This is a genomic window from Roseateles sp. 22389 (assembly GCF_052044995.1).
Lineage (GTDB): Bacteria > Pseudomonadota > Gammaproteobacteria > Burkholderiales > Burkholderiaceae_C > Roseateles.
Genome location: NZ_JBQEOF010000027.1, coordinates 52575 through 73584, shown reverse-complemented (window position 1 = coordinate 73584; position 21010 = coordinate 52575). Strand labels below are relative to the sequence as shown.

The window sequence follows — 21010 nt, the reverse complement described above, 5'->3', positions numbered from 1 at the left end:
GACGTCCACGAACGGAGGACAGATCAGGCGATCCGGTCCTCGCCGGTGGCGCGCAGCGGCGCGTCGACCGGCAGGCGCATCACCATGCGCGTGCCTTCCTCGGGCTGCGAGATCACCTCGATCTGCCCGCCCAGCACATTCGTCACGATGTTGTGCACGATGTGCATGCCCAGGCCCGAGCCGCCCTTGCCGAGCTTGGTCGTGAAGAAGGGGTCGAAGATGCGCCGCACGACCGAGGCGTCCATGCCGCGCCCGTCGTCGCTGACGCTGAGCTCCACCTGGCCGTCGTCGAGCCGGTGGCAGCCGACGGCCACCTGGCCGCGCTCGCGGCCCTCGAAGGCATGCACCAGCGCGTTCATCAGCAGGTTGGTCAGCACCTGGCCGAGCGCGCCGGGATAGCTGTTCATGCGCAGGTCTTCCCGCAGCTCGGTGACGATGCGGAACGGCGTGTGCTTGAAGCTGGGCTCGACCATGACGAGCACGTCCTCGACCACCTGGCTCAGCTCGAAGTCGCGGCGCGTGTCGCTGGTCTGGTCGATGGCGACCTGCTTGAAGTCGCGCACCAGGTCGGCGGCCTTCTGCACGTTGCGGTGCAGGATGTCCTGGCCGCGGCGCGTGTCCTTGACGAGTTCCTCGAGCTGGCTGCGGCGCATCGGCGTGTTGTCGGCCAGCATGCGGTCGAGCTTGTTCCAGCGGTCCTCCAGCGCGGAGACCACGGTCAGCGCGTTGCCCAGCGGCGTGTTCAGCTCATGCGCGACGCCGGCCACCAGGCGGCCCAGCGAGGCGAGCTTCTCCGACTCCACCAGCTCGCGCTGCGCGGTCTTGAGGTTGGCCAGCGCCTGCGTCAGCTCGGCGTTGGCCTCGGTCAGCTGCGCGGTGCGCTGCGCCACCTGGTCCTCGAGCGTGCTGGCATGGCCGCGCAGGTCGTCGAAGGCCTTGAGCAGCGCCAGCCGCATGCGCTCCATCGCCTTGCCGACGCGCGCGATCTCGTCCTCGCCGCCGAGCTCCAGTGGCTTGTCGAGCTGGCCGGAGGCCAGTTCGTCGGCCGCGCCGGACAGGCGATCGATCGGGCGCAGCACGCGGCGCTGCATGACGACCAGGATCAGCGCCAGCGACACCGTCAGCGTCAGCAGGCTGCGCCACAGCGCGTTCCACAGGTCGGCGCGCTTGCGCGCCATCAGCGGCTCGGCGCTCATGACGACGGTGAGCTTGGCGATCTCGCGGCCGTCGCGCATCACGGTGCGGGTCTCGCTGAGCGTCATCGCGTCGTCGGGCGAGCCGCGGTGGAACTCGACGAAGGCCTGCTGGGCGGAGTTCTCGGTCACGACCACCGAGACGAAGCGCGGGTCCTCCACCTGGGCCTTGACCATGGGTTCGGCCAGGTCGGGCGAGACCTGCCAGATCGGCTCGGCCAGCGACAGCGCCAGCACCTCCGACACGCGCGACAGGTCGCGCTGCAGGTCCTCCATCACGACGCGGCGGCTGAGCTGCTGCTCGTACAGCAGCACGCCGCCGGTCGGCAGGGCCAGGCCCACCAGCAGCGCCAGGATCACGGCGCTGCGCAACGAAGTCTTCATCAGGGCCACGTCCGTCCCTCTGTCCCACCCTTGTGACGGCCGATGATACGCACCGGGGAAGGCGGCCTCATGCGGCGAAACGCTCATCCGCGGCCAGCACGGTGACCCGGTTGCGGCCTTGCGCGCGGGACGAGCGCAGGGCCTGGTCGGCGCGGCCGAGGAAGTCGCGCGCCGTCTCGCCGCCGCCCAGCTGCGTGACGCCCAGCGAAAGGCTGAGCCGGCGTTCCGCGTCCGCCTGCAGCTGCCCGACGCCGTGCCGCAGCTGCTCGGCCAGCGTGTAGGCCTCGTGCAGGCCGGCGCCCGGGATCAGCAGCGCGAACCCGTCGTCTTCCAGGCGCGCCGGGCCGAGGCGCTCGCGCAGGGCGGCGAAGTCGTCCACGTCGCCCAGCAGCAGGCAGGGCGCGGTCGGCGTGCCGGCCTCCAGGCAACGCACGCGGTCGGCCAGCGCCACCGCACGGCGGCGGCAGGCGGCACAACTATTCACGCGGGAAGGGACAGGGGAGGGGACGTGAGCGCGCCGTGCGTGGCACCGGCGGCTCGGCGAGGGGCGCGGTGCGGACAGAGACGAACGGCTGGCAATCATCCATTGCCCCTTCGCGAAAGCGGGCCCGGCCTCGATTCCTAGAATCGTCCGCCATGAGCAGTCCCACACCGGCGGTCCCGGTCGCCCGTCCCGATCCCCACGGCGCGCGCGCGCCGCTGCCGGGCCTGATGCTGGCCGTCGGCGGCGCGATCGGCTTCTCGGGCAAGGCCATCATCGTGAAGCTCGCCTACCGCCATGGCGTCGACGCGATCACGCTGCTGATGCTGCGCATGCTGCTGGCGCTGCCGCTGTTCCTCGCGCTGGCCTGGTGGGCCGGCCGCGGCAAACCTGCACTGACGGGGCGAGAGAAGCTCGCGGTGCTGGGCCTGGGCTTCAGCGGCTACTACCTGGCCAGCTTCCTGGACTTCGCCGGCCTGGCCTACGTCAGCGCCAGCTTCGAGCGCCTGATCCTCTACCTCAACCCGACCCTGGTGCTGCTGCTGTCGTGGGCGATGTTCGGTCGCCGCGTGACGCTGCGCCAGGCCGGCGCGCTCGCCGTGAGCTACGCCGGCGTGCTGCTGGTGTTCGGGCATGAGCTCCAGGTCGCGGGCGCCAATGTCTGGCTCGGCGGCGCGCTGGTCTTCGGCAGCGCGGTGTCCTATGCGCTCTACCTGGTCTACAGCGGGGAATGGGTCCAGCGCCTCGGTGCGATGCGGCTCACCGGCCTGGCGACCTCGGTGGCCTGCGGCTTCTGCATCGCGCAGTTCCTGCTGACGCGGCCGGTCTCGGGCCTGGCGGAACTGGCGCCGGCGGTGTGGTGGCTGTCGGCGCTGAACGCGCTGGCCTGCACCTTCGCGCCGGTGCTGATGGTGATGATGGCCATCGAGCGCCTGGGTGCGGGTGTCGCCGCGCAGACCGGCATGGTAGGGCCCATGTCCACGATATTGATGGGCGTGCTCATCCTCGACGAGCCGCTCACCGGCTGGGTCGTCGCGGGCACGGTGCTGGTGCTGGGCGGCGTGTGGCTGCTGGCGCGCCAGCGTCGGTGACTCTCTTCCCCTCTCCCCTTGGGGAGAGGGTAGGGTGAGGGGGCTCTTGCCGGAGCGCTGGTGCCGATCGAAAGACCCCTCACCCCCACCCTCTCCCCGCACGCGGGGAGAGGGAGTTCTCGGGCTCCGTCTCCTCGCACGTGGGGACAGGGAGTTCTCGGCACAATCGCGCCGGCATCGATACGACGACGGAGATCGACATGGACTTGGGACTTTCGGGCAAGTGGGCCCTGGTATGCGCGGCCTCGAAGGGCCTGGGCGCGGGCTGCGCCGAGGCGCTGGCCGCTGAGGGCGTCAACGTGGTGATCACCGCGCGCGGCGAGGAGGCCCTGCAGGCGCAGGCCGCGCGGCTGCGCGCGATCAACCCGGCGGTGCAGGTCGTGGCCGTCGCGGGCGACATCGCCACCGAGGCCGGCCGCGCCGCCGCGCTGGCCGCCGCGCCGCGCGTCGACATCCTGGTCAACAACGCCGGCGGTCCGCCGCCCGGCGATTTCCGCGACTGGGACCGCGAACAGTGGCTCGCCGCGCTGGACGCCAACATGCTGACGCCGATCGCGCTGATCAAGGCGACGGTCGACCAGATGGCCGATCGCGGCTTCGGCCGCATCGTCAACATCACCTCCGGCGCGGTGAAGGCGCCGATCGACGTGCTGGGGCTGTCCAACGGCGCCCGCTCCGGCCTGACCGGCTTCGTCGCGGGCATCGCGCGCCAGCCGCGCATCGCCGGCCGCAACGTCACCATCAACAACCTGCTGCCGGGCGCCTTCGACACCGAACGCCTGCAGAAGACCCTGGCCGCCGGCGCGCAGAAGTCCGGCCAGCCGATCGACGACGTGCGCGCCAAGCGCATGGGCGCGATCCCGGCCCAGCGCTTCGGCAGCGCCGCGGAGTTCGGCGCGATCTGTGCGCTGATGTGCTCGGCCCACGCCGGCTACCTGACCGGGCAGAACATCCTGCTGGACGGTGGCGCCTATCCGGGCACCTTCTGAGCGGGGGCGATTCGCCTTTTCTGGGGCGGGACCCCGCGTGTCGAGCGGGGACTAGCAAGTCATTGCTAGTTGCCCACCTAGAGAGGTGGGTGGATCGCGGATTTGGCGCATGAAGGGGATGGAACCGATGTGGTCGGCGCCGAAGAATGGCCCGGTCTTCACCACCCCGCCTTTCGGCGTCGGATCGTCCCCATGCCCCGCGACCGGATCGAGATCGTCGAGCGCATCGAATGCGTCGAACGCGTCGAGCGTGTCGAACGCATCGTGCGTTTGGAGCGCGTCGAGCGCCGCGCGCGCGTCGGTGCCGGCGATGCGGTCGGCAGGTCGACGCGCCTGATGGGGCGAGCGGAACGGGACGTCGTCGACGTCGAAGCGCGGGACGTGAGCCCAGCGCCCCGTGAACCGGTCCGGACGGCGCCGCGCGGTCTGGTCCTCAACGGCGTGTGGGTGCCGCTGGCACCGTGACGCCGCGAGCGGCTTCCGACTTCAGCGCCGCCCCGAGGACACCACGATCCCCGCCGCGATCAGCGCGAAGGCCGCGCCATGGAACCAGGCCGGCCACTCGCCCAGCAGCGCCGCCGACATCAGCGCCGCGAACACCGGCGTCAGGTTGCCGAAGAAGGCGGCCAGCGTCGGCCCCGCCCGCGCGACGCCCAACCCCCAGCAGCGGTAGGCGATCAGCGACGGCCCGACCGCCACGTAGACCAGCGCCGCCGCCATCGGCCAGCCCCAGCGCACCGGCGGCACGCCGATGGCCTGCTCCGCGCCGGCCGAGGCCCAGCTGAAGGCCAGCCCGAACAGCATCTGCGCCATCAGCAGCGCGGACCAGTCCCAGTCGGGCCGGCGCTCGCCCTGCATGTGGGCGGGCGGTCGCGCCAGCAGCCAGCTGTAGAAGGCCCAGGTCAGCACGGCCAGCAGCATCAGCAGGTCGCCCCGCACGAACTGCACCTGCGCCAGGCGATCCAGGTGCCCGCGCGAGATCACCAGCGCCACGCCGCCGAGCGACAGCAGTGCCCCGGCGAGCTGGCGGCGCGTCGGCCAGACGCGATAGAGCAGCGCGCCCACCGCCAGCATCCACACCGGCAGGCTGGCGGCGATCAGCGTCACGTTGAGCGCGGTGGAGCTGTGCAGCGCCTGGTACTGCAGCGCGTTGTAGCAGCCCATGCCCAGCAGCCCGGTCAGCGCGAAGTAGCCCCAGCGGGCCCGCAGCGGGGCCAGGTCTTGCAGCAGCGCGCGCGCCGGGCGGGCGATCAGCAGCAGCAGCGCGAAGGCCAGCGTCCAGCGCATCGCGTTGAGCAGCAGCGGCGGCACCAGCGGGCCGACCGAGCGCCCGACCACGGCGTTGCCGGCCCACAGCAGCGGGGGCAGGGTCAGCATCAGGGCCAGGCGTGGGGTCAAGCTCATCGCGGCGATGCGCGTCGGTCGGGAGGCTGGCACGATAGCCGCAATCGACGCGTCGGGCGACGCGCGAGCGACATCCCCCCATGAGGAGAACCCCGATGAGCGACAGAGCCGTGCGCATCTCGCAAGCTGGTGGACCGGAGGTCCTGACGATCGAGCCGGTCCAGGTCGGCGACCCCGGTCCGGGCGAGATCCGCATCCGCCACGCGGCCTGCGGCCTGAACTACATCGACATCTACCACCGCAGCGGCGTCTATCCGCTGCCCCTGCCCAGCGGCCTGGGCATGGAAGGCGCCGGCGTCGTCGAGGCGGTGGGCGAGGGCGTCACCCACCTGCGTCCCGGTGACCGGGCCGCGTATGCGAGCCAGCCCATCGGCGCCTACGCGACCGCGCGCGTGATGCCGGCCCGCTGCGTCGTGAAGCTGCCGGACTTCCTGAGCTTCGAGCAGGGCGCCGCGATGATGCTCAAGGGCATGACGGTGCAGTACCTGCTGCGCCGCACGCTGCCGCAGGGCGGGCTGCAGCCGGGCGACCACGTGCTCTTCCACGCGGCGGCGGGCGGCGTCGGGCTGATCGCCTGCCAATGGGCCAAGGCGCTGGGGCTGCGGCTGATCGCCACCGCCGGCAGCGACGCCAAGTGCCGCCTGGCGCTCGACCATGGCGCTGAGTTCGCGATCAACTACGCGACCGAGAACTTCGCCGAGCGGGTCAAGGAGATCACCGGCGGCCGCGGCGTGAAGGTGGTCTACGACTCGGTCGGCGCCTCGACCTGGGAAGGCTCGCTGGCCAGCCTGCGGCCGTTCGGGCTGATGGTGAGCTTCGGCAATGCCTCGGGCGTGGTCCCGCCGGTGGCGCTGGGCGCGCTGTCGGCCAAGGCGCTGTACCTCACGCGGCCCTCGCTGTTCGTGCACCTCGATTCGCTCGAGACCACGCAGGAGATCGCCGGCGACCTGTTCGCCGCGGTCGAGCGCGGCGCGGTGCGGATCGAGGTCGAGCAGCGTTATCCGTTCGACGAGGTCCAGCGCGCCCATCGCGAGCTGGAGGCCCGCACGACCACCGGCTCAGGCGTGCTGCTGGTTTGAACCGGACGCGCTGATCGGGCCGTCGAGGTCGGCGGCCACCGTCTCCGCGTCGAGCAGCGCCTCGTTGGCGCTGCGCTCGTCCCGCGCGTCGGTCCGCGCCGGTGTCAGCGTGGCCCGGCGCGTGTCCGCGAGCGCCTGCGGACCGCCCGCGTCGGTGACGACGCGGCGCGGCGGCGGCAGTTCGTCGAGCCCCGCCGGCACGGTGTCCGCGCCGAAGTCGGTGGCGGCCTCGTCGTCGAGCGCCCCGGCGGTCGTCTCGTGGACATCGACGTCCACGGTCTCGGTGCGCAGCACCTCGTCCAGCACCAGCGGCTGCGAGACCTTGACCTCGAAGCTGAAGCAGGAGCCGGCGCCAGGCTGGCTTTCCACCTGCACCTCGCCGCCCATCAGCTCGACCAGGCGCTTGACGATGGTCAGGCCCAGGCCGGTGCCGCCGTAGCGGCGGGTGATGCTGCCGTCGGCCTGCGTGAACGGGCTGAAGATCTGCGCGATCTGCTCGCGCGTCATGCCGATGCCGGTGTCATGCACCGCGATGCGCAGCCGCAGCGGGCCGGCGTGGAGCGGCTCGTCGGCGTCGATGCGCTGGATGTCGACGCGGACCTCGCCGCGCTCGGTGAACTTGAGCGCATTGCCGACCAGGTTCACCAGGATCTGGCGCAGCCGCAGCGCGTCGCCCAGCAGGTGCTGCGGCACGCCGGGCTGCACCCGCGCATGCAGTTGCAGGCCCTTCTCGTGCGCCTGCAGCAATAGCGGGTGCAGCGCCTCGCGCAGGCAGTCGTGCAGGCTGAACGGGGCCTGGTCGATGATCACGCGGCCGGCCTCGATCTTCGCGATGTCCAGCAGGTCGTTGATGATGACCATCAGGCCCTTGGCCGAGCTGTGCGCGAGCTCGATGAACTTGCGCTGGCGCTCGTTGAGCTCGGTCTGCAGCACCAGCTCGGTCAGGCCCAGCACGCCATTCATGGGCGTGCGGATCTCGTGGCTCATGTTGGCCAGGAAGGAGCTCTTGGCCTGGCTGGCGGCCTCGGCGGCCTCGCGCGCGGCCTCGAGCTGCGCCTGCGTCGCCTTGAAGTCGCCGATGTCGCGGGCGTTGAGCTGCAGCACCACTTCACCGCTGACGGGATCGCGCATCGGTCGCGCGTCGACGGCATGCCAGCGCCGGCCATTGGCGGTGTTGATCTCGAGCTCGGCGCCGAAGGTCTGGCCGCCACGCACCTGCGCCATGATGCGGCGCGCCAGGTCGGGCTCGGGGAAGATGGCGCTGAAGTCGGTCGCGCCGATGGTCTTGCGCAGGCCGTTGAAGCACATCGCCGCGGCCGGGTTGCGCATCAGCACGCTGCCGTCGCGCAGCGAGAACACGGCGATGCGCACCGAGGTGTGCTGCAGTGCCTCGACGCCGCGCAGCAGGCTCTTGTCGACGCCGCTCACCAGCGAATCGGCGGCGAACAGCATCACCTGGCGCTTGTCGGGGGTGCGGATGCCGCGGGAGACCAGCATCACCGTGGTGGGCTGGCCCTTGGGGTAGAGCGTCCACTGCTCGCGCACGAGCTTGCCCTGCGTGTGGTCGGCGGCGGTCACGGCCAGCCGCTCGGCCACCGAGGGGCTCATGTCGCTGAGGTCGCGGGAGAGGAACTCCTCGGCGTTGTCTGCCCGCCAGAAGGCCAGCGCCGCGGCGTTGGCCCACAGGTTGCGCTGACGCTCCTGGTCGTAGACCCACATGGGCACATCGAGCCAGTCATAGTGGGTCAGGCAGGAGAAGTCGAGCATGGGGGCGAGGCCCTGTTCTGGTTACGTTTGGTCGCAGCGGATTGTCGCCGCCGGCCGTGTCCTGTCCATGGTCGCGATGTCCACTTCGTCACGTCCCCCGCGCGGCCGTGCGCGGCCCCGCGCCAGTGCGTGAAGAGCGCCCGCCGTCGCGTCGCGACGCGCACTGCCGCGGCGCTCGCCGGATGGCGGGCCGATGTCGCCCGGTGGAATCCCTCCGAGCCGCGCATGCGTGACGCGGCCCTCGATGTCGACAAGGCTACGCAGGCGGGCGCCGGAACGCCAGCCTCGTTTCTCCGGAGGAACCCTGGGGTGGAGGGGGCAGAGCGCGGATCAGCCGCGCTTGACGCGGCGCAGCTCGTCCCAGATCAGCAGGACGGCGCCGATGGTGATGGCGCTGTCGGCGATGTTGAACGACGGGTAATACCAGCCGGCCCAGTGCAGCTGGATGAAGTCGACGACGTAGCCGTGCAGCAGGCGGTCGACGATGTTGCCCACCGCGCCGCCCAGGATCAGGCTCAGGGCCCAGGCGAACTGGGTCTGGTGGCCGTGGCGGCGCAGCATCCAGATGATGAAGACCGCGGCGGCCACGCCCAGACCGACGAAGAACCAGCGCTGCCAGCCCGAGGCGCCGGCCAGGAAGCTGAAGGCCGCGCCGGTGTTGTGGACCCGCACCAGGTTGAAGAAGGGCAGGACGTAGTGGCTGTCCCCGTACTGGAAGCTGTGCAGGATCAGGACCTTGGTGAACTGATCGGCCACGATCACCAGCAGGGCGATGGCCAGCCACTGGATCAGGCGGTTGTTCGACGAGGACGGGGACTTGGTGGCCATGGCTGCTGCGGGTAGGGAAGGCGCGGGCGCGAAACCCGCAACTGTAGCGTCCGCCACGGGCGCGCCGTGCGGCTACAGTGCGGGCCCGAAGAGGACCCGATGAGACTCCGCCTGAAGATCCTGCTGCTGGCGCTGCTGCCGCTGGTCGCCTCGCTGCTGCTGATCGCGGTGGCGGTGCGCCAGCAGGAGCGCGAGCTGCTCCAGCGCGAGCACGCCGCCGTGCAGCGCGCCTACATGGACGCCCGCCGCGACGAGCTGCGCCATTACGTCGAGCTGGCCGTCAGCACGCTGCAGCCGCTGTACGAGCGCTCGCCCGCGCTGGCCGCCCGGACCAGCGACGCCGACGTCGAGCGCGACAAGCGCGAGGCGCTGCGGCTGCTGTCCGCGCTGGACTACGGCGAGGACGGCTACTTCTTCGTCTATGACCTGCAGGGCCGGGTGCTGATGCATTCGCGGCAGCCGGAACTGGTCGGGCGCAACCTCTGGGGCCTGCGCGACGCGCAGGGGCGGCCGACCATCCAGCAGCTGGTCGCGCAGGCCAAGGCCGGCGGCGGTTATGTCGACTACGAATGGCGCAAGCCGTCCAGCGGCGAGCGCGCGCCCAAGCTCGGCTACGTCGTGGCGATGGAGCGCTGGAACTGGATGCTGGGCACGGGGCTCTACCTGGACGGCATCCGCGCGACGCTGGAGCAGCTCGACCGGGAGGCGCAGGCCAACATCGCCCGCACGATGTGGGGCATCGCGGCGATCGCGCTCTTCGGCGTGGCGCTGATCAGCGCCTGCGCGCTGGCGCTCAACCTCAGCGAGCACCGCCAGTCCGAGGCCAAGCTGCGCGCACTGGCGCACGAGGTCGTGCGCTCGCAGGAGGAAGAGCGGGCCCACCTCTCGCGCGAGCTGCACGACGGCGTCAGCCAGACGCTGGTGTCGACCAAGCTGCTGATCGAATCGGCGCAGCAGGCCGGCTCGACCGCGCTGCTGCCCCGCGCGCTGGAGCGCCTCAACGCCAGCCTGACCGAGGTCCGCGGCCTCTCGCACCGGCTGCGGCCGGCGCTGCTCGACACCCTGGGGCTGCCGGCGGCGCTCGAGCACCTGGCGCGCGAGTTCGACGAGGGCGGCGCGGTGCCGGTCGCGATGCGCGTGGCCGGCGAGCCGCGCGAATTGCCGGAGCTGCTCAACACGGTGCTGTTCCGGGTCGCGCAGGAGGCGCTGACGAACGTGGCCAAGCACGCGGGCGCGGCGCGGGTCGAGATGGCGCTCGAGTTCGCGCCCGACGATCCGCGCGGCGAGCCCGGAGGCGTCCTGCTGCGGGTGCTCGACGACGGGGACGGCTTCGACCCCGAGGCGGCCGAGCGCGCCGATCCGCGGCTGGGCATCGGCCTGCGCAACATGCGCGAGCGCATGGCCTCGGTCGGCGGCGCGCTGGACCTGCAGACCAGTCCGGGACACGGCACCCAGATCGAGGCGCTGGTGAGCGCCGCGGCGATCCGGCGGCTGGCGCGCGACAATCCCGCCCCATGAGCCCCGAGCGCCTCTCCGCTTCCGGCACGGCCACGCCCGTGCGCCTCCTGCTGGTCGACGACCATCCGCTGGTGCGCGAGGGCGTGCGCTCGCGATTGCAGGGCGAGCCGCGCTACCTCGTCGTCGGCGAGGCCGGCAACGCGGAGGAGGCCATGATGATGCTCATCGCCACGCAGCCCGAGGTCGTGCTGCTGGACGTCGGCCTGAAGGGGCACAACGGCATCCAGCTGGCGCAGACCATGCTGGAGCGCGCGCCCGAGCTGCGCGTGCTGATGTACAGCATGTACGACAACCCCGAGTACGTGCAGCGCGCGCTGCAGGCCGGCGCCCGCGGCTACGTGCTCAAGGACGCGCCGGCCGGCGAGATCGTCGCCGCCATCGACGCCGTCGCGGCGGGCGGCACCTTCCTCAGCCCGGGCGTGTCCAAGCGGATGTTCCGCAGCCAGCAGCCGCGGCCCATCCTCTCGCCGCGCGAGAGCGAGATCCTCTCCGCGCTCGGCCGCGGCGAGTCGAGCAAGCAGATCGCCAGGGCGCTCGACCTGTCCGTGAGGACCGTCGAGACGCACCGCCAGAACATCAAGCGCAAGCTCGAGCTCGAGGGCCAGGCCGAGCTGATCCGCTACGCGGTCGAGCACGCCCGCGGCCCGCATCGCGACGAGGTCTGACGGGTCGCGCGGGCCTCGCCCCGAGGGGCGATGGCCGCGCCGCCGAGGGTTTCCACTTAAGCGCTCCTACGCCGGTGGACTAGTCCGCTCGACGGATGTGGGGAAGCGCACGGGAATGGAAACTGCCGCGGCAAACAGAGCTCGCGTGCCAGGTCCCACTCGTCCGTCGGTGCGCGCCCAATAAGGAGACATCGATGTCGAACTTGAGTCGCCACCTCGCCTGGGCGGGCGTGGCCATCCTCGGGGCGTTCGCCCTGGCCACCGTGGCGCTCGCCAACGGAGAAGCGGTGAGCGCCCTGTGGGTCGTCGTCGCCGCGATCTGCGTGTACCTCATCGGCTACCGCTACTACAGCCTCTTCCTGGCGACCAAGGTCCTGGGCCTGGACCCGACGCGCCAGACGCCGGCCTGGAAGCACAACGACGGCCTGGACTTCGTCCCGACCCACAAGTACGTCCTGTACGGCCACCACTTCGCCGCCATCGCCGGCGCCGGCCCGCTGGTCGGCCCCGTGCTCGCGGCGCAGATGGGTTACCTGCCGGGCCTGCTGTGGATCCTGGCCGGCGTGATCTTCGCCGGCGCGGTGCAGGACTTCATCGTGCTGTTCATCTCCACGCGCCGCGACGGCCGCTCGCTGGGCGACCTCGTCAAGCAGGAGATGGGCACGGTGCCCGGCGTCATCGCGCTATTCGGCGCCTTCATGATCATGATCATCATCCTGGCGGTGCTGGCGCTGATCGTGGTGAAGGCGCTGGCGCACTCGCCCTGGGGCACCTTCACCGTCGCGGCGACGATCCCGGTCGCGCTGTTCATGGGCGTCTACCTGCGCTTCATCCGTCCGGGCCGCATCGGCGAGGTCTCCGTCATCGGCTTCGTGCTGCTGATGCTGGCGATCGTCGCCGGCCAGTGGGTGCATGAGAGCCCGACCTGGGCGCCGATGTTCACCTACGACGGCAAGGTGCTGACGTGGATGCTGATCGGCTACGGCTTCGTCGCCGCCTGCATCCCGGTGTGGCTGCTGCTGGCGCCGCGCGACTACCTCTCCACCTTCCTGAAGATCGGCACGATCATCGCGCTGGCGATCGGCATCGTGGTCGTCGCCCCGCCGATGCAGATGCCGTCCTTCACCCAGTTCGCGGCCGGCAACGGCCCGGTCTGGTCGGGCAACCTCTTCCCCTTCCTGTTCATCACCATCGCCTGCGGCGCGGTGTCGGGCTTCCACGCGCTGATCAGCTCGGGCACCACGCCCAAGATGCTGGACAACGAGGTCAACGCCCGCTTCATCGGCTACGGCGGCATGCTGGCCGAGTCGTTCGTGGCGGTGATGGCGCTGGTGGCGGCCTCGTGCATCGAGCCGGGCGTCTACTTCGCGATGAACAGCCCGGCCGCGCTGGTCGGCAGCACGCCCGAGACGGTGGCGGCGACGCTCTCCACCTGGGGCTTCGTGATCACGCCGGAGATGCTGGTGCAGACCGCCAAGGACGTCGGCGAGAACACCATCCTGGCGCGCGCCGGTGGCGCTCCGACGCTGGCGGTGGGCATGGCGCACATCCTGCATCAGGTCGTGGGCGGCAAGGCGATGATGGCCTTCTGGTACCACTTCGCGATCCTGTTCGAGGCGCTCTTCATCCTGACCGCGGTCGACGCGGGCACCCGGGCGGGCCGCTTCATGCTGCAGGACCTGCTGGGCACCTTCGTGCCGGCGCTCAAGCGCACCGAGTCGCTGCCGGCCAACCTGATCGCCACGGGCCTGTGCGTGTCGGCCTGGGGCTACTTCCTGTACCAGGGCGTGGTGGATCCGCTGGGCGGCATCAACACCTTGTGGCCGCTGTTCGGCATTGCCAACCAGATGCTGGCGGCGGTGGCGCTGCTGCTGGGCACGGTGGTGCTGTTCAAGATGAAGAAGGACCGTTACGCGTGGACCACGATCGTGCCGGCGGCCTGGCTGCTGGTGTGCACGATGACAGCGGGCTGGCAGAAGATCTTCAGTGCCGATCCGAAGGTGGGCTTCCTGGCGCATGCCTCGAAGTACGCCGACTCCCTGGCGGCGGGCAAGGTCCTGGCGCCGGCCAAGAGCCTGGAGGCGATGGAGCGGGTGATCTTCAACGACCGGCTGGACGCGGCGCTGTGCGGCCTCTTCATGTTGGTCGTGATCAGCGTGCTGGTGTACAGCGTGAAGGCGGTGCTGAAGGCGCGAGCCGAGCGCAAGCCCACGGTGCAGGAGACGCCATTCGTGCGCATGCCTGAGGGCGTGGTGGCGGGCGGCCATGCTTAAGCAGGTGGCTGCGGACGCGGCGCAGGCGGCGCTGTCTGCTGCCTCGGACATGCTGCAGGCGGGCCGCTACATGGCACGTGGCGTGCGTCAGCAGCTGATTGGCGCGGACTACGGCGCCTACCTGGCGCACATGGCCCGCACGCATCCTGACGATGAGCCCCTGAGCTACGAGGCCTTCTTCCTCGAGCGCCAGGAGGCTCGCTACAGCGCCCGCACGGGCCGCTGCTGCTGACCCCAACGCCCGACGCACTCTTCAGAACGGCCCTTCGGGGCCGTTCCTCGTGGAGGGGGGCGCAGAACTGCCCGAGGCCGGCGGCGGAGCCCGCTTCCAGAACTGACCAGGCGCGTTCTGTTTGAGCGTCGCGAGCCGCAGGTGAGCAGAGCGAGTTGAGCGCCGAAAGCGGGCTCCGCCGCCGGCCTCGGGCAGTTTTGCGCGGGCTCGGTGACACTACGCCGCATGCTTCGATTCGCTGCCAACCTTGGATTCCTGTACCAGGGTCGTCCCTTCCTCGACCGTTTCTCTGCTGCAGCCCGCGACGGGTTCGCGGCTGTGGAGTGTTTGTTCCCGTATGACGTGCCGGCTGCTGAGTTGCGAGCCCGGGCGGATGCGGCGGGCGTTGAGGTCGTGTTGATCAATGCACCGCCGGGCGACTGGGCGGCGGGTGAGCGTGGTTTGGCGTCGCTGGCGGGGCGGGAGGCTGACTTCCGAGATTCGATCGAGCGGGGGTTGGATTACGCGACCCGGGTGAGGTCGCCGCGGCTGCACGTCCTGGCGGGGGTGTTGCCGCCGGACGCTTCGCGCGATGCCGCGCTCGCGCGCTACGAGGCGAGTCTGCGCTGGGCTGCCGAGCAGGGTGCACGCGCGGGCGTGACGCTGATGATCGAGCCCATCAATCCGCATGACATGCCGGGCTACCTGCTGCAGCGCCAGGACGAGGCGCATGCGATCGTCGATCGCATTGGCGCGGCGCATCTGAGGGTCCAGATGGACCTGTACCACTGCGCGCGTGTCGAGGGGGATGTGGTCGCGCAGGTGCGGCGCTGGCTGCCGACGGGTCGTGTCGCGCATTGCCAGATCGCCGGCGTGCCGGGCCGGCATGAGCCGGACGTGGGCTCGCTGGACTGGCGCGGCGCGCTGGCTGCAATCGACGAGATCGCGGCGGCCACCGGCTGGGACGGCTGGATCGGCTGCGAGTACCGGCCGCGGCGGGGCGATGTCGCAGGTGGCACCTCCGACGGTTTGGTCTGGATGCGAGGATTGAATAGCAAGGATTGATGGCCAGACCCACCTAACGAGGTCGGCGCCTGAGCCGCCACGACCTCCAATAGCGATCTCGGTTTAGAAGGGGTCTCAACACGATCGCTGCCTGTCTCCAAGAGCACAGGCAGCGACGATGACCCCCAGGATCAAACGAGCGGCGATCGCGATCGCCACGGCAGCGGCGGCCACCAAGGCCCTCGCCATCGGTATCAACGAACAGCGGTTCGAGGCCCTCGGTGGCCGGCTCGACGAGCCGCTGTCCTTCCTGCACCTGGTGCAGACCCCCCTGGAGCGGGAGAGCCTCCGGCCCAGGTTCCGCAACGTGGGTCAGTTGCGCTTTCCCGGCACCGACCGCGACTGCACCGCGACCTGGCTCGGCGAAGACGAGCAGCATGCCTTCGTCATGACCGCGGCGCATTGTGTGTCCAGTGATTTCCGGCACGCCCCCTGGGCCCGGTCCCTGGGGCCGGTGACGTTGAGCAGCCGTCTCCCGTCGAGGCATGAAGGGCGAGGCCTGGCCTTCATCCCGATGCCGCGCTCGCCGCAGGACGGCGATGCGGTCGAGCAGGACGGCAGCGCGAGCGACAGCGACCTGGCGATCCTGCGGCTGCCGCGCCGGACGGCTCGCCCGCTGGCGTCGGAAACGCCGCCATTGCTCGACGACCTCGACGACGACCCCGTCGCCAGCGCCCGTCCCGTGGGGGCGGTCACCGAGTTCGTCGGTTATGGCGCCTGGCATGTCGGCACGCGGTCGATTGGCCGCGCCGGGCGCCTCTGGGCCCGCGCGCCCGGCCGCGCGACCGGGCGCGCGCGGCAGCGGTTCACCGTCGGTTATCAACCGACCGGCGACACCGATCGCTGGTTCACGCTGACCTCGGGAGACAGCGGCGGTGCCTTCTGGCAGGCGCGCTGGGGCTACTGGCATGTCGTTGCCACGGCGAGCGCCCGCGACAAGGGCTGGCGTGGCTCGGAAGGCCCTCGCATGGCGGCGCTCGTCCACTGGGTGAAAGGCGTCTTCCCCGGCATCCGCACCTTGAGCGACCGCCTCAGCGTCGGCGCCAGCGCCCCGTTCGTTTCCCGCGATCACTCGGAAGACGTCTCGAGCGGCACGGTGGTCTATCTCGTGCCGGCGCAGACCGGGGCCACCGGGCCTGCCGAGCCCGCCACCTCCGGCGCGTCGGGCTACAGCGTCATCCAGGCCATCGTGGAGGACGAACTGACGCGCCACCGGGCCGAGATCCGTCTGCGCGGCCAGCGCGAGACCGGTTGCGGCTGGGCCTCGCGGATGGAGGACGACACCACGTGCGGCGAGCGGCAGGGCGCCCGCCTGACGGTGTCCTTCCATGCGGAAGACAATCCCGGACTGATGCGAGGCAGCTACGTCGGCCAGATCGAGATCGAGGCGGTCGGCACGAGCGACGGGCGTTATCGCGAGCGCTTCCCGCTGCGGTTGCGGATCGGGCACCTGACCGCAGGCACCGTCACGGCGAGCCGTGGCTACGAGTCGCCGGATCTGGCGGGGCTGCTTTCCGCGCAAGACGGCTCGCCAGTGCGTGTCGCGCTGCCCGTCCAGGCGCGTGCGCATCGCGATGGGGAGGCGCCCGGCGGCGTGCAGCCCTCGAGTCGCGTCATCGTGACGGTGAGGGATGTGCTGGAAGGCCGGGATCGGACCCTTGTGCTGCGCGCGTTCCGGCGGCCGGCGACTGCCGGCGCCTGCGCGCCGATGCCGATGGCAGCGACGGTCGATTGCGAGGGGCGCCGGCTGTCGCGGGTGAGCCTGCAGTTCGTCGAGGGCGACAATCCGGGCCTGCCGGCGGGGCTCTATCGGGGACGCGTGTTCCTGGAGGCGCGCGGCGGACCCGGCGGCACACGCCGTGAGTTGATCGGTGTCGGGTTGAACGTCGACACGCTCTGACCCCACGCCGATCCCGTGGGATCGCCCGCGGTGACGCGCCGACCGGCGGCGACCATGAGAAAGGCCGCCGGCCCGCAGGGGCTCGGCGGCCTTGCCGTCGATGCGTGGAGGCTCAGGCCACCGTGCGCGTCTCGCCGTCGCCGTAGAGGTTGCTCTCGCAGCGACCGCAGATTGTCGGATGCGCGGGATTGGCGCCGACATCCGCGCGGTAGTGCCAGCAGCGCTCGCACTTCTGGTGCGTCGACGGCGTCACGGTGATGCTCAGTTCATCGGCCAGCACCGCGTTCGCGGCCGAGGTGATCAGCACGAACTTCAGGTCGTCGCCCAGGCTGCTCAACAGCGCCAGGTCCTCGCCGTTCACGCCCAGCGTGATCTCCGCCTGCAGCGACGAGCCGATCGCGCCGGTCGTGCGCACCGCCTCGATCGCCTTGTTCACCGCGTCCCGGACCTCGTGGATGCGGTTCCACTTGGCGATCAGGCCGTCGTCGTGTGCGACGCCGAAGGACCAGAAGGTCTCGGTGAAGATCGTGTCGCCGGCCTGCTTGCCAGCGAAGACCTTCCAGGCTTCCTCGGCGGTGAAGCTCAGGAACGGCGCCATCCAGCGCAGCATCGCGTGGGTGATGTGCCACAGCGCGGTCTGCGCCGAACGACGCGCGGCCGACTTCGGCGCGCTGGTGTACAGGCGGTCCTTCAGCACGTCCAGGTAGAACGCGCCCAGGTCCTCCGAGCAGTAGACCTGCAGCTTGGCCACCACCGGGTGGAACTCGTAGCGCTGGTAATGCGCCAGGATCTCCTCCTGGAACTGCGCGGCGCGCGCCAGCGCATAGCGGTCGGCCTCGAGCAGCTGGTCCATCGGCACGGCGTCGCGGGCGGCGTCGAAGTCCGAGGTGTTGGCCAGCAGGAAGCGCAGCGTGTTGCGGATGCGGCGGTAGCCGTCCACCACGCGGTCCAGGATCTTCTTGTCGCCGGCGATGTCGCCCGAGTAGTCCGACGCCGCCACCCACAGCCGGATGATCTCGGCGCCCAGCGACTTGCTGGTCTCCTGCGGATCCACGCCGTTGCCCAGCGACTTGCTCATCTTGCGACCCTGGCTGTCCACGGTGAAGCCGTGGGTCAGCAGGCCGCGATAGGGCGCGCGGCCATTGATCGCGCACGAGATCAGCAGCGACGAGTGGAACCAGCCGCGATGCTGGTCATGGCCCTCGAGATAGAGGTCGGCCTCGGGGCCGGTGTCGTGCGCTGCGCCGGCATGCGAGCCCTTGAGCACATGCTGGAAGGTGGAGCCCGAGTCGAACCACACGTCCAGGATGTCCTGGCCCTTCGAGTACTGTTCGGCCTCGGCGCCCAGCCACTCGGCCGGGTCGAGCTTGGACCAGGCCTCGATGCCGCCGGCCTCGACCAGCTGCGCGGCGCGCTCGATGAACTCGAGCGTCTTCGGATGCGGCTGGCCGCTGTCCTTGTGCAGGAAGATCGGCAGCGGCACACCCCAGCTGCGCTGGCGCGAGATGCACCAGTCGGGCCGTCCGGCGATCATGTCGTGCAGCCGGGTGCGGCCGTTCTCCGGATAAAAGCTGGTCTGCTCGATGGCGTCCAGCGCCAGCTGGCGCAGCGTCTTCTCCGCCTTGTCGACGGTGAACACGCCGTCACCTTCGTCCATGCGCACGAACCACTGCGCCGCGGCGCGGTAGATCACCGGGCTCTTGTGGCGCCAGCAGTGCGGGTAGCTGTGGCTGATCTTGCTCTGGGCCATCAGGCGGCCGGCATCCTGCAGCGCCTGCGCGATGACCGGGTTGGCCTTCCAGATGTGCTGGCCGCCGAACAGCGGCAACTCGGCCTCGTAGACGCCGTTGCCCTGCACCGGGTTCTTGATGTCCTTGAACGTCATCCCGTGCGCCATGCACGAGTTGAAGTCGTCCACACCGTAGGCCGGCGCCGAGTGGACCACGCCGGTGCCGTCGTCGGCGGTGGCGTAGTCGGCCAGGTAGACGGGGCTTTCGCGGTCGAAGCCCGGATGCACGTGGGCCAGTGGGTGCTTGAACTTCAGCAGCTCGAGCGACTTGCCCGGCGTCACGGCGACCTGCCTGCCCTCGATGCCCCAGCGGGCCAGGCACTTCTCGACCAGCGCCTCGGCCACGACGAAGTAGCCGCGCTCGGTGTCCACCAGCGCATAGGGCAGCTCGGGGTTCAGGTTGAGCGCCTGGTTGGCGGGGATGGTCCAGGGCGTGGTCGTCCAGATGACGGTGAACGCGTCCTTGTCGAGCTTCTGCAGGCCGAAGGCCGCCGCCAGCTTGTCCGGCTCGGCGCTCAGGAAGGCCACGTCGACGGCGGGCGACTGCTTGTCGGCGTACTCGATCTCGAACTCCGCCAGCGAGGAGCCGCAGTCGAAGCACCAGTACACCGGCTTGAGGCCGCGGTACACGAAGCCGCGCTCGAACAGGCGCTTGAGCACGCGGATCTCGCCGGCCTCGTTCTTGAAGTCCATCGTGCGGTAGGGATGGTCCCAGTCGCCCAGCACGCCCAGCCGCTTGAAGTCGGCGCGCTGCTGGTCGATCTGCTCGCCGGCGTACTTGCGGCTCTTGGCCTGCACCTCGTCGCGCGGCAGGCCGCGGCCGAAGGTCTTCTCGATCTGGTTCTCGATCGGCAGGCCGTGGCAGTCCCAGCCCGGGATGTAGGCGGCGTCGAAGCCCTCGAGCTGGCGCGCCTTGACGATCATGTCCTTCAGGATCTTGTTGACCGCGTGGCCCATGTGGATCTGGCCGTTGGCATAGGGCGGGCCGTCGTGCAGCACGAACTTGGGCTTGCCCTGGCGCGCCACGCGCAGGCGCTGGTAGATGCCCTGGTCCTCCCATTCCCTGACCCAGCCCGGCTCGCGCTTGGGCAGGTCGCCGCGCATGGGGAAGGGCGTGTCGGGCAGGTTGAGCGTGGCGCGGTAGTCGGGCTTGGACGTGTCGGTCATGGCAGCGGCAATCGAAGAGGGCAGCCCCGGCGTGCGCGGGGCGGCGAGGCATGAAGAGAAGGGCGCGGAGGCGGCGAGGTGGGATGCACTGGGGCCGCGCGCCGGCTGAGCGCAGGAGAGGGCGGTCAGCCCTTCAAATTCGGTCGCGGGTGGTCTGACGGCGGACGGCGGCGTGGGTGGCCGCCTGTTGCGCGAAGTAGTCGCGCGCCTGACGGACGTCTTCGCGGATCGCGGCCGTCAACGAATCAAGCCCGTCGAAACGGGCTTCATCGCGCAGTTTTTGGAGGAGTTCCACGCGCACGAGTTTACCGTAGGCCTCCGCGGCCCCCAGGCGGGCGGCCAGGTCCGCCGGCCAGTCCAGCGCGTGGACTTCCAGCAGCACCCGCCCCGCGTCCTCGACGGTGGGGCGCACGCCCAGCGAGGCGACGCCGTCCAGCGCCGGGCCGTCGTCCCCGTCGATGCCGTGCACCCGCACCGCGAAGATGCCGTGCGCGGCCGGCTTGTCGTGGTCGAAGCGCAGGTTCAGCGTGCGGAAGCCGTCGCCGCGGCCGGGCGCGGTCTCGGCCAACTGGCGGCCCAGCTTCTGGCCGTGGATCACATGGCCGGAGATCGCATACGGCCGGCCCAGCAGCCGCGCCGCGCCGTCCATGTCGCCGGCGGCCAGCGCCTCGCGCACGGCCGAGCTCGACACCCGCAGCCCATGCACCTCGTAGCTCATCATCCGGGCGACGTCGAAGCCCAGGCGCTGCCCGGCGGCGTCCAGGGTCGCGTAGTCGCCCTGGCGCTTGGCGCCGAAACGGAAGTCGTCGCCGACGAGCACGTACTTCGCGCCCAGGCCCTCGACCAGCACCTGCTGGATGAAGTCCTGCGCCGGCAGCGAGGCCAGCGCCTCGTCGAAGCGCAGCACCACGACCTGGTCCACGCCGCAGCGCTCCAGCTCCTGCAGCTTGTCGCGCAGCGTGGCGATGCGCGCCGGCGCCAGTTCGGGCTTGCCGAGCTTGCTGGCGAAGAAGTCGCGCGGATGCGGCTCGAAGGTCAGCACGCAGGTCGGCAGGCCGCGGTGGCGGGCCTCGGACAGCAGCAGCGCCAGCATGGCTTGATGGCCACGGTGGACACCGTCGAAGTTGCCGATCGTCAGCGCGCAGTGCGCCGCGACGCCGGGATGGTGGAAGCCTCGGAAAACGTGCATGGGCCGGGATTATCTGC

The 21010-nt window shown here is 70.6% G+C and carries 17 protein-coding genes; 10 read left to right on the top strand and 7 right to left on the bottom strand.

Annotation, left to right across the window (positions count from 1 at the left end; all coding sequences use genetic code 11):
• Positions 1–23 precede the first annotated feature (23 nt).
• Together ACTJKJ_RS25430 and ACTJKJ_RS25425 are read right to left on the bottom strand one after the other, a co-directional pair.
• The gene (locus ACTJKJ_RS25430) at positions 24–1577 is read right to left on the bottom strand and encodes an ATP-binding protein (protein WP_440822919.1); all 1554 of its coding nucleotides are present in this window, start codon (positions 1575–1577) and stop codon (positions 24–26) included.
• 67 nt (positions 1578–1644) lie between these two features.
• Positions 1645–2061, bottom strand: a complete 417-nt coding sequence (locus tag ACTJKJ_RS25425) for a diguanylate cyclase domain-containing protein (protein WP_440822917.1) — start codon at positions 2059–2061, stop codon at positions 1645–1647.
• 152 nt (positions 2062–2213) lie between these two features.
• On the opposite strand from ACTJKJ_RS25425, the gene ACTJKJ_RS25420 reads away from it, so the two are divergent.
• From ACTJKJ_RS25420 to ACTJKJ_RS25410, 3 genes are all read left to right on the top strand, one after another.
• A complete protein-coding gene (locus ACTJKJ_RS25420; RefSeq protein ID WP_183490695.1) occupies positions 2214–3149 on the top strand; it encodes a DMT family transporter in 936 nt (311 codons plus the stop codon).
• A gap of 200 nt (positions 3150–3349) precedes the next feature.
• Positions 3350–4138, top strand: a complete 789-nt coding sequence (locus ACTJKJ_RS25415) for an SDR family oxidoreductase (protein ID WP_091723542.1) — start codon at positions 3350–3352, stop codon at positions 4136–4138.
• A 192-nt stretch (positions 4139–4330) separates the two neighbouring features.
• Positions 4331–4603: a hypothetical protein gene (locus ACTJKJ_RS25410; protein ID WP_297385458.1), complete on the top strand. Its 273-nt coding sequence runs from the start codon at positions 4331–4333 to the stop codon at positions 4601–4603.
• A 21-nt stretch (positions 4604–4624) separates the two neighbouring features.
• Here the strand turns inward: ACTJKJ_RS25410 and ACTJKJ_RS25405 are convergent, their stop codons facing one another.
• Complete coding sequence (locus tag ACTJKJ_RS25405; RefSeq protein ID WP_297385460.1) at positions 4625–5542, bottom strand: DMT family transporter; 918 nt, start codon at positions 5540–5542, stop codon at positions 4625–4627.
• Between the two features lie 95 nt (positions 5543–5637).
• On the opposite strand from ACTJKJ_RS25405, the gene ACTJKJ_RS25400 reads away from it, so the two are divergent.
• The gene (locus tag ACTJKJ_RS25400; protein ID WP_297385462.1) at positions 5638–6621 is read left to right on the top strand and encodes a quinone oxidoreductase family protein; all 984 of its coding nucleotides are present in this window, start codon (positions 5638–5640) and stop codon (positions 6619–6621) included.
• On the opposite strand, the gene ACTJKJ_RS25395 is transcribed toward ACTJKJ_RS25400, so the two are convergent.
• Positions 6601–8388 carry an ATP-binding protein gene (locus ACTJKJ_RS25395; protein ID WP_297385464.1) on the bottom strand — a complete coding sequence of 596 codons (1788 nt, stop codon included), beginning with the start codon at positions 8386–8388 and terminating at the stop codon, positions 6601–6603. The genes ACTJKJ_RS25400 and ACTJKJ_RS25395 overlap by 21 nt on opposite strands.
• A gap of 330 nt (positions 8389–8718) precedes the next feature.
• Positions 8719–9216, bottom strand: coding sequence for a signal peptidase II (lspA, locus tag ACTJKJ_RS25390; protein ID WP_091723555.1), 498 nt, complete (start codon positions 9214–9216; stop codon positions 8719–8721).
• A 99-nt stretch (positions 9217–9315) separates the two neighbouring features.
• Between lspA and ACTJKJ_RS25385 the strand changes: the two genes are divergently transcribed.
• From ACTJKJ_RS25385 to ACTJKJ_RS25360, 6 genes are all read left to right on the top strand, one after another.
• Positions 9316–10734, top strand: a complete 1419-nt coding sequence (locus ACTJKJ_RS25385) for a cache domain-containing protein (RefSeq protein WP_091723558.1) — start codon at positions 9316–9318, stop codon at positions 10732–10734.
• Positions 10731–11399, top strand: coding sequence for a response regulator (locus ACTJKJ_RS25380; protein WP_440822912.1), 669 nt, complete (start codon positions 10731–10733; stop codon positions 11397–11399). The genes ACTJKJ_RS25385 and ACTJKJ_RS25380 overlap by 4 nt, the downstream gene beginning before the upstream one ends.
• 194 nt (positions 11400–11593) lie before the next feature.
• Complete coding sequence (locus ACTJKJ_RS25375) at positions 11594–13672, top strand: carbon starvation CstA family protein (protein WP_297385471.1); 2079 nt, start codon at positions 11594–11596, stop codon at positions 13670–13672.
• Positions 13673–13721: 49 nt separating this feature from the next.
• Positions 13722–13904 (top strand): YbdD/YjiX family protein, encoded by a 183-nt coding sequence (locus ACTJKJ_RS25370; protein WP_091725110.1) that lies wholly within the window; start codon positions 13722–13724, stop codon positions 13902–13904.
• 225 nt (positions 13905–14129) lie between these two features.
• Positions 14130–14948 (top strand): hydroxypyruvate isomerase family protein, encoded by an 819-nt coding sequence (locus ACTJKJ_RS25365; protein WP_440822910.1) that lies wholly within the window; start codon positions 14130–14132, stop codon positions 14946–14948.
• 118 nt (positions 14949–15066) lie between these two features.
• Complete coding sequence (locus ACTJKJ_RS25360; RefSeq protein WP_440822908.1) at positions 15067–16848, top strand: hypothetical protein; 1782 nt, start codon at positions 15067–15069, stop codon at positions 16846–16848.
• Between the two features lie 112 nt (positions 16849–16960).
• On the opposite strand, the gene ileS is transcribed toward ACTJKJ_RS25360, so the two are convergent.
• Positions 16961–19804, bottom strand: a complete 2844-nt coding sequence (gene ileS, locus ACTJKJ_RS25355) for an isoleucine--tRNA ligase (protein WP_440822906.1) — start codon at positions 19802–19804, stop codon at positions 16961–16963.
• Positions 19805–19937: 133 nt separating this feature from the next.
• Positions 19938–20993 (bottom strand): bifunctional riboflavin kinase/FAD synthetase, encoded by a 1056-nt coding sequence (locus ACTJKJ_RS25350; protein WP_147240883.1) that lies wholly within the window; start codon positions 20991–20993, stop codon positions 19938–19940.
• Positions 20994–21010 lie beyond the last annotated feature (17 nt).

What these genes read in the sequence shown, in the direction of transcription:
- ACTJKJ_RS25430 (WP_440822919.1), bottom strand. Translation starts at nt 1,577, where the DNA reads ATGAAGACTTCGTTGCGCAGCGCCGTGATCCTGGCGCTGCTGGTGGGC.
- ACTJKJ_RS25420 (WP_183490695.1), top strand. Translation starts at nt 2,214, where the DNA reads ATGAGCAGTCCCACACCGGCGGTCCCGGTCGCCCGTCCCGATCCCCAC.
- ACTJKJ_RS25415 (WP_091723542.1), top strand. Translation starts at nt 3,350, where the DNA reads ATGGACTTGGGACTTTCGGGCAAGTGGGCCCTGGTATGCGCGGCCTCG.
- ACTJKJ_RS25410 (WP_297385458.1), top strand. Translation starts at nt 4,331, where the DNA reads ATGCCCCGCGACCGGATCGAGATCGTCGAGCGCATCGAATGCGTCGAA.
- ACTJKJ_RS25405 (WP_297385460.1), bottom strand. Translation starts at nt 5,542, where the DNA reads ATGAGCTTGACCCCACGCCTGGCCCTGATGCTGACCCTGCCCCCGCTG.
- ACTJKJ_RS25400 (WP_297385462.1), top strand. Translation starts at nt 5,638, where the DNA reads ATGAGCGACAGAGCCGTGCGCATCTCGCAAGCTGGTGGACCGGAGGTC.
- ACTJKJ_RS25395 (WP_297385464.1), bottom strand. Translation starts at nt 8,388, where the DNA reads ATGCTCGACTTCTCCTGCCTGACCCACTATGACTGGCTCGATGTGCCC.
- lspA (WP_091723555.1), bottom strand. Translation starts at nt 9,216, where the DNA reads ATGGCCACCAAGTCCCCGTCCTCGTCGAACAACCGCCTGATCCAGTGG.
- ACTJKJ_RS25385 (WP_091723558.1), top strand. Translation starts at nt 9,316, where the DNA reads ATGAGACTCCGCCTGAAGATCCTGCTGCTGGCGCTGCTGCCGCTGGTC.
- ACTJKJ_RS25380 (WP_440822912.1), top strand. Translation starts at nt 10,731, where the DNA reads ATGAGCCCCGAGCGCCTCTCCGCTTCCGGCACGGCCACGCCCGTGCGC.
- ACTJKJ_RS25375 (WP_297385471.1), top strand. Translation starts at nt 11,594, where the DNA reads ATGTCGAACTTGAGTCGCCACCTCGCCTGGGCGGGCGTGGCCATCCTC.
- ACTJKJ_RS25370 (WP_091725110.1), top strand. Translation starts at nt 13,722, where the DNA reads ATGCTGCAGGCGGGCCGCTACATGGCACGTGGCGTGCGTCAGCAGCTG.
- ACTJKJ_RS25365 (WP_440822910.1), top strand. Translation starts at nt 14,130, where the DNA reads ATGCTTCGATTCGCTGCCAACCTTGGATTCCTGTACCAGGGTCGTCCC.
- ACTJKJ_RS25360 (WP_440822908.1), top strand. Translation starts at nt 15,067, where the DNA reads ATGACCCCCAGGATCAAACGAGCGGCGATCGCGATCGCCACGGCAGCG.
- ileS (WP_440822906.1), bottom strand. Translation starts at nt 19,804, where the DNA reads ATGACCGACACGTCCAAGCCCGACTACCGCGCCACGCTCAACCTGCCC.
- ACTJKJ_RS25350 (WP_147240883.1), bottom strand. Translation starts at nt 20,993, where the DNA reads ATGCACGTTTTCCGAGGCTTCCACCATCCCGGCGTCGCGGCGCACTGC.